Here is a 6,793-nt window from a genome sequence, read left to right on the forward strand (position 1 = left end):
GGAATCTGCACGCCGGTGCATCGCAGCCAGGAGTGGGTATGCCTCGTCAGCCTGAGTTCGACCGCCGCCTCGCCGAGTACGAGCGGGAGGTGGGCGAGTTGCAGATGACGGTGAAGGTCCTCGAGGAGGAGTCGGGAGCCCTGCGGGCCAAGCTGGCCGACGCCCCCATCCGCATCCGGGAGCTCGAGGCCCACCTGTTGGAGACCCGGGCCGAGCTGTCCAAGTCCCGGGAGCAGTCCGAGCGCATGACCGAGCTGCTGCGCCAGGCGCGCGAGCAGATCGTCGCCCTGCGCGAGGAGATCGAGAAGCTGACGGCGCCCCCCCTCGGCTACGGCGTGTTCCTCGCTGGCCACGAGGACGGCACCCTGGACGTGTTCACCGGGGGCCGCAAACTGCGGGTCCGGGCGGCAGCCGAGGTGGACGCCCGCAGCCTCACCAAGGGTCAGGAGGTCCTGGTCAACGAGGCGCTCAACGTCATCGCGGCGTGCGGCTTCGAGATCCAGGGCGAGGTCGTCTCGCTCAAGGAGCTCATTGAGGACCAGCGGGCGATCGTGATCTCGCACGCCGACGAGGAGCGGGTCGTGCAGCTGGCCGAGCCGCTGCGCACCGCCATCCTCCGGGCGGGCGACTCGCTGCTCATGGACCCCAAGTCCGGCTACATCCTGGAGAAGCTGCCCAAGCCCGAGGTGGAGGAGCTGATCCTCGAGGAGGTGCCCGACATCTCCTACGAGCACATCGGGGGCCTGGACACCCAGATCGAGGCGCTGCGCGACGCCGTCGAGCTGCCCTTCATCCACGCCGACCTGTTCGCCGACCACCAGCTGACCCCGCCCAAGGGCGTGCTGCTCTACGGTCCGCCCGGGTGCGGCAAGACCCTGATCGCCAAAGCGGTGGCCAACTCGCTGGCCAAGCGCTCGCAGGAGATCACGGGCAAGGACGTGCGGGCCTACTTCCTGAACGTGAAGGGCCCGGAGTTGCTGAACAAGTACGTCGGGGAGACCGAGCGCCAGATCCGGCTGATCTTCCAGCGGGCCAAGGAGAAGTCGCAGGAGGGTGTGCCGGTCATCGTGTTCTTCGACGAGATGGAGTCGCTGTTCCGCACCCGTGGATCGGGCATCTCGAGCGATATCGAGACCACGATCGTCCCCCAGCTGCTCTCGGAGATCGACGGAGTGGAATCGCTCAAGAACGTGATCGTCATCGGGGCCTCCAACCGGGAGGACCTCATCGACCCCGCCATCCTGCGCCCGGGGCGCCTGGACGTGAAGATCAAGATCGAGCGGCCGGATGAGGGCGCCGCGGCCGCCATCTGCGCCAAGTACCTGACCCCCGAGGTCCCCATCCACAGCTCTGAGATCGAGGCGTGCGGCGGCGACCTGGCAGCCACGATCCGGGGCATGATCGCCATCACCGTTGCCCACATGTACAGCGTGGGCGACGCCAACGAGTTCCTCGAGGTGACGTACGCCAACGGCGACAAGGAGGTCCTGTACTTCAAGGACTTCGCCTCGGGGGCAATGTTGGAGAACATCGTCCGGCGGGCCAAGAAGCTGGCCATCAAGCGGCTGATCGCCGAAGGCCAGCGCGGGCTGAAGACCGAGGATCTGCTCGAGTCGATCACCCAGGAGTACCGGGAGAACGAGGATCTGCCCAACACCACGAACCCGGACGACTGGGCGAAGATCTCGGGCAAGAAGGGGGAGCGCATCGTCTACGTGCGCACCCTGGTGGGCGAGAGCAAGAAAGCGGAGCGCCGCTCGATCGAGAGTCTGCAAACGGGGCAATACTTGTAAAGCACGCCTTTGTACAACCGTCCTGCTAGCATTGCCGGGACGTCCCGATTCTGAGGCCCGAGACGCGGGCTCACCCAGCGCCCGCGTGTCCGGGCCTGCGGTCAGTGCCGGGAAGGGGGGTTCGTGTGGCGATCCCAAAGGTCATGGGGATCGAAACCGAATACGGGATCATCGTCCGGGGGAGCCGGGACCAGTCGGGCGGCATCGAGGACCACAACCCCATCCACGCCTCGACGGTCCTGATCAACTCCTACACCTCGCCCCGGCTGCGCACTGTCCGCTGGGACTACGACGAGGAGTCGCCCCTGCGCGACGCCCGAGGGTTCGAGCGCCCCGGCCTCGACCCGGCGGAGGACGAGGGGGGCCTGGTGTCGGTCATCCTCGACAACGGCGCCCGCTACTACGTGGACCACGCCCATCCCGAGTACTCGACCCCCGAGTGCACGAACCCCCGCGACCTCGTGGTGCACGACAAGGCGGGGGAGCGGATCCTGCTGCAGAGCATGCGGGCCGCCCGCCGGGTGCTGGGCAACCACCAGAGCATCGTGGTGTACAAGAACAACTCCGACGGCAAGGGAAACTCCTACGGGTGCCACGAGAACTACCTCGTGTCGCGGGCGACGCCCTTCCCCTCGATCGTCCGCACGCTCACCGCCCACCTGGTGACCCGGCAGATCTACACCGGGGCGGGCAAGGTGGGGGCGGAGGGGTCGGGCTCCCGGCGCCAGATCGCCTTCCAGCTCTCCCAGCGAGCCGACTTCTTCGAGGTCGAAGTGGGCCTGGAGACCACGTTCAAGCGGCCCATCATCAACACCCGGGACGAGCCCCACGCCGACCCGGAGAAGTACCGCCGGCTCCACGTGATCATCGGCGACGCCAACATGAGCGAGGTGGCCACCTACCTGAAGGCGGGGACCACAGCGCTGGTGCTGAAGATGATCGAGGACGACTTCATCGCCGCCGACCTCAGCCTGGCCGAGCCGGTGCCCGCCCTGCGGGCGGTCTCGGCCGATCCCACGCTGCGGGCCACCGTCGCCATGTCGGACGGCAGGTCCATCCGGGCGGTGGACCTGCAGTGGGAGTTCTACGACTGGGCGCGCAAGTACGCCGCCGAGCGGGGCGAGGACCCGGTCACCGCCGAGATCCTGACCCGGTGGGAGCAGATCCTGGTGGCCCTGGAGGCCGATCCCCGGGTGGCCGACCGCCAGCTGGACTGGGTGGCCAAGCTGGGCCTGATCGAGGCGTACCAGGACCGCCGGGCGCTGGACTGGGACGACCCGAAGCTGGCCCTGATCGACCTGCAGTACCACGACGTGCGGCCGGACAAGAGCCTGTACTACAAGCTGGTGGAGCAGGGCCGGATGGAGCGCCTGGTCACCGACGAGGCCATTGTGCAGGCGGTCGCCGAACCCCCGATCGACACCCGGGCCTGGTTCCGGGGCCAGGCCCTGCGCCGGTTCTCGCCCCAGATCGCCACGGCGTCCTGGGATGGCATCGTGTTCGACGTGGGCCGCCATGCCCTGCAGAAGGTGCCGATGCTGGAGCCGCTCCGGGGGACGAAGGCGATGACGTCCGGACTCTTCGGTAGCGTCGAGACCGCCGCCGAGCTCCTGGAGCGCCTCCAAGGTTGATCCTCGCCTGAGCGCTTTCTCACGCTTTCCGTAGTCCTGGTACAGCTTTCCCGAGCCGTGCGGCCCTACAATGATCTGTGAGGTGATGCCGATATGACGACAGCCGGTGGCGAGCAGAAGCGGACCAAGCGCAAGCCGTCCGAGGAGGAGGCTGCCGTCGAGGCACCTCCCAAAACTGAGACAAAAGATACAGAAGCTATAGACAAGCTACTCGATGAAATAGATGACGTACTAGAAGAAAATGCCGAAGAGTTTGTAAGGTCATATGTACAAAAAGGCGGCCAGTGACCTAGTTGTCCGATTCGGGCCGACTCTAGATCTAGAGTCACTAAACTTTTAGACCAAGTCGATTCGCCGGGTTTTTTGTCACACCCCCTCGCTACAGTGGAACGATCATGTGTTCCATCGGCGAGGCGCACTCGGGTTCCAAGCGGTGTCCTGCGTGCGGCGAGACCAAGCCCCTAGAAGCGTTCTGCCGCAATAAGCGGAGCCCGGATGGCCGGGCGTTCTACTGCAGGCCCTGCCACAATGCCAAGGGTAAGGAGTCCGTCGCCCGCAATGGCGGCGCCCGGCGGTACCACCTGCGGGGCCGATACGGCATCGAGCCGGCCGAAGTACAGGTCATCATCGAGGCTCAAGGCGGGCTCTGCGCCATTTGCCGGCGACAGCCCGCAGTGCAGGTAGATCACGATCACGCCAGCGGCGTCGTTCGGGGCATCCTGTGTGACGGCTGCAACGGAACGCTCTCGGCCTTCCGCGAGTCTCCCATGCTGTTGACGAAGGCCATCGAGTACCTGGACCGATGGAACTGATCCCGCCTCCGGACTACTCGACGAAGCGGTGCCCGGCGTGCCGCCGGGTCAAGGCACTCGATGAGTTCCCCAGCAACAGGTCGCGGAAAGATGGCCGGGCGACGTACTGCAAGCCATGCCACAACGAGATCATGCGGCGCAATGCCCAGCGCCTGTACGGCGGCAACGCCAACTTCCAGCGCAAGCTGCGCTACGGCATCGACAACGCGGAGGTGGCCGAGCGGGTGCGCCGCCAGGGCGGCGTGTGCGCCATCTGTGGCGCCCCCGATCCCGACCACGTGGACCACAACCACGCCACCGGGGCCCTGCGGGGCATCCTGTGCTTCTCGTGCAACCGGGGGCTCGGCAAGGCCAACGACGACCGCGACGTCCTCCGGGAGGCGATCGCCTACCTCAGGAGGGATCCGCCCGCGGCCCCGGGGCGCCTCCTCTGAGGAAGCCTGGGAAAATGGCCCCCGTGATCCGCCTCGGCGTCCGCACGGGCTTCTCCTTTCAAGGGCCGGCCCCCCTGCGCAGCTGGCAACCACCGGACAGCGCCGGTGTCTTCGCCGTCCTCCTCGGCCGGGAGTCCGGGCCGAGCCAGTATTCAGTGATCGACGTCGGCTACGCTGACAATCTGCGCACTGCCGGGTGGCGGGACCATCCCCATGCCCCCTGCTGGTCGGCGTACGCGATGCCCCCCGACTCCCTCTTCGTCGCCTGGTTGCTCACCCCGGGCGGATCGGGCGTGAGCCGGATCGCCACAGAACTGATCGACGGCTATGGACCACCGTGCGCCGACGGAGGCTTCTTCTGGGAGTCTGCCGAAGAATGACGAGGGCCGGCCCTTCGGAACCCGGTCACCGCACGAGACGGCGGGTTCACACTGCCAACGCGCCGAACTAAGCGCTCCCGGTGCTCCGCCTCGCCAGCGAGCCCCGCCGCCCGCCGCCCGAATCCCTCAGCGGCGTAGCGACGGTCGACTAGTCGCTACGTCACCACACGATGGCGCAGCCGAAGGGCTGGGTCTCCGGCACCTGGACCTCGCGGCCCGCCAACAGATCCTTCACCGCCTCTTCGAGATCGCGACGGGTCACCCGCTCGGGCATCCGGGCATCGTCGATGCGGCCCCGGTAGCGGAGGCGCCGTTGCCGGTCGAAGAGCAGCACGTAGGGCGTGACCGGCGCGCCGTAGGCCCGGGCGGTGGCGCCGGTCTCGTCCTTCAGGTACGGGTAGGGCAGGCCCGTCTCTGCCGCCCGCCGGACGACCTGCTGGTAGGTGTCCGGCGGGGACAGGTACGGGTTGTTGGCATTGATGGCCACCACCTGCAGACCCCGGTCCCGGTAGGCGGCCTGCAGGGCCATCAGCCGGGGCTCGATCGCCTTGGCGGTGGGGCAGCCGTTCCCGGTGAAGACCAGGGCCAGCAGGTCGGCCTCAGCGAAGCGCTCGAGGGCCACCTCCCCCGAGGCGCCGCGGAGGCCCGCCCACGGGGGAGCGACGTCCCCCAGTGCAAGGGTCGACGATTCGAGCGTGGCGGGGGTCGCCAGGTGGGTGTTCATCGCTCACCGAACGACGAGGCGAAGTGGAGCTTCGCTCCGTCGGATGCTGTGCCGTTGGCCGCCGGCGCCCCAGCCTCGGCCGCGCTGCCGTCGAACTTCTCGGGGAACTGGGCGACCAGCCCCGCTGACAGGGCGTCGGCCATCGTCACGATCTCGGTGAGGATGTCGTCGAAGGCGGTGACATCGTTGGCCCAGTTCTCCTCCAGCCGGGCCACCGCCTCACCCTTGGTCAGGGCCAGATGCTGGCCGAGCAGGTCGCGGACCGCATCCTCTGGCCAGTTGGGGTTGGCCCCGGCGAGGAAGGCGGCGATCTCGTCGGCGTTGGCGTCCCAGCGGCGGTCGTGGCGCTTGAACGCCCGGGTGTCGCCCGCCTTGGCGGCAGCCACCAGGTCCACGGCGATCATGATGTGGTCCTTGAGGAGCCCGGTGAGGGCCGCTCCAGCCTCATCCCCGTAGAAGCCCGCCGCCGCATTGCCGATGTCCTCCTGGTTGCGCAGCAGGCGCCCGGCGGCCGCATCGGCATCCGGCCTCCCCGCCACCGCGGAGACGATGTACTGCCGGGTCCAGATGACGTGGTCAGCCCACAGCCGGCGCATGGCGGCCTCCAGCGAGGCGGCGTTGCTGTCGGGGGAGAAGCGCTCGGGGAACTGCGCCACGAGGCCATCGGCCAGGACCGAGGCCACGGTCAGGATCTCGGTGAAGATGTCGTCGAAGGCGGCGATGTCGTCGTCCCACTCCCCATTGAGCCGGGCCAGGAGCTCGTTCTTGGTGAGCGAGAGGTGCTGGGCCAGCAGGTCGTTGACTGCGTCCTCCGGCCAGTTCGGGTTAGCACCGGACAGGAGGGCGGCGATTTCGGCGGCATTGTCGTCCCACCGCTTCAGCTCGGTCGTGGCCGCCTCCTCGTCATCCTCGATCGACGCGGCGACGATGCCGACTGCGATCATGATGTGGTCCTTGAGCAGCGCGGTGAGGGCACCGCCGGCGTCGGCTCCGTAGAAGGGGACCACGGCATTGCCGAT

General features: G+C 67.7%; 8 protein-coding genes. 5 read left to right on the top strand and 3 right to left on the bottom strand.

Annotation, left to right across the window (positions count from 1 at the left end):
* Positions 1-38: 38 nt before the first annotated feature.
* From arc to VFW71_11715, 3 genes are all read left to right on the top strand, one after another.
* The gene (arc, locus tag VFW71_11705) at positions 39-1,793 is read left to right on the top strand and encodes a proteasome ATPase (GenBank protein HEU5003427.1); all 1,755 of its coding nucleotides are present in this window, start codon (positions 39-41) and stop codon (positions 1,791-1,793) included.
* Between the two features lie 125 nt (positions 1,794-1,918).
* The gene (gene dop / locus VFW71_11710; GenBank protein HEU5003428.1) at positions 1,919-3,424 is read left to right on the top strand and encodes a depupylase/deamidase Dop; all 1,506 of its coding nucleotides are present in this window, start codon (positions 1,919-1,921) and stop codon (positions 3,422-3,424) included.
* Positions 3,425-3,517: 93 nt separating this feature from the next.
* Complete coding sequence (locus tag VFW71_11715) at positions 3,518-3,712, top strand: ubiquitin-like protein Pup (protein ID HEU5003429.1); 195 nt, start codon at positions 3,518-3,520, stop codon at positions 3,710-3,712.
* 173 nt (positions 3,713-3,885) lie between these two features.
* On the opposite strand, the gene VFW71_11720 is transcribed toward VFW71_11715, so the two are convergent.
* Positions 3,886-4,119, bottom strand: coding sequence for a hypothetical protein (locus VFW71_11720; GenBank protein HEU5003430.1), 234 nt, complete (start codon positions 4,117-4,119; stop codon positions 3,886-3,888).
* A gap of 107 nt (positions 4,120-4,226) precedes the next feature.
* Here VFW71_11720 and VFW71_11725 point away from each other — a divergent pair, with 107 nt between their 5' ends.
* Positions 4,227-4,670, top strand: a complete 444-nt coding sequence (locus VFW71_11725; GenBank protein ID HEU5003431.1) for an endonuclease domain-containing protein — start codon at positions 4,227-4,229, stop codon at positions 4,668-4,670.
* 14 nt (positions 4,671-4,684) lie between these two features.
* The gene (locus VFW71_11730) at positions 4,685-5,050 is read left to right on the top strand and encodes a hypothetical protein (protein ID HEU5003432.1); all 366 of its coding nucleotides are present in this window, start codon (positions 4,685-4,687) and stop codon (positions 5,048-5,050) included.
* A 160-nt stretch (positions 5,051-5,210) separates the two neighbouring features.
* Here the strand turns inward: VFW71_11730 and VFW71_11735 are convergent, their stop codons facing one another.
* Positions 5,211-5,774 carry a redoxin domain-containing protein gene (locus VFW71_11735; protein HEU5003433.1) on the bottom strand — a complete coding sequence of 188 codons (564 nt, stop codon included), beginning with the start codon at positions 5,772-5,774 and terminating at the stop codon, positions 5,211-5,213.
* The coding region (locus tag VFW71_11740) for a hypothetical protein (protein ID HEU5003434.1) at positions 5,771-6,793 on the bottom strand (1,023 nt) is incomplete at its 5' end. The genes VFW71_11735 and VFW71_11740, both read right to left, overlap by 4 nt.

This window comes from Actinomycetota bacterium, from assembly GCA_035765775.1.
In the GTDB taxonomy this organism is placed as follows: domain Bacteria; phylum Actinomycetota; class CADDZG01; order JAHWKV01; family JAOPZY01; genus DASTWV01.

Coding starts and splice junctions, on each gene's coding strand:
- arc (HEU5003427.1), top strand. CDS start 39: ATGCCTCGTCAGCCTGAGTTCGACCGCCGCCTCGCCGAGTACGAGCGG.
- VFW71_11715 (HEU5003429.1), top strand. CDS start 3,518: ATGACGACAGCCGGTGGCGAGCAGAAGCGGACCAAGCGCAAGCCGTCC.
- VFW71_11725 (HEU5003431.1), top strand. CDS start 4,227: ATGGAACTGATCCCGCCTCCGGACTACTCGACGAAGCGGTGCCCGGCG.
- VFW71_11730 (HEU5003432.1), top strand. CDS start 4,685: ATGGCCCCCGTGATCCGCCTCGGCGTCCGCACGGGCTTCTCCTTTCAA.
- VFW71_11735 (HEU5003433.1), bottom strand. CDS start 5,774: ATGAACACCCACCTGGCGACCCCCGCCACGCTCGAATCGTCGACCCTT.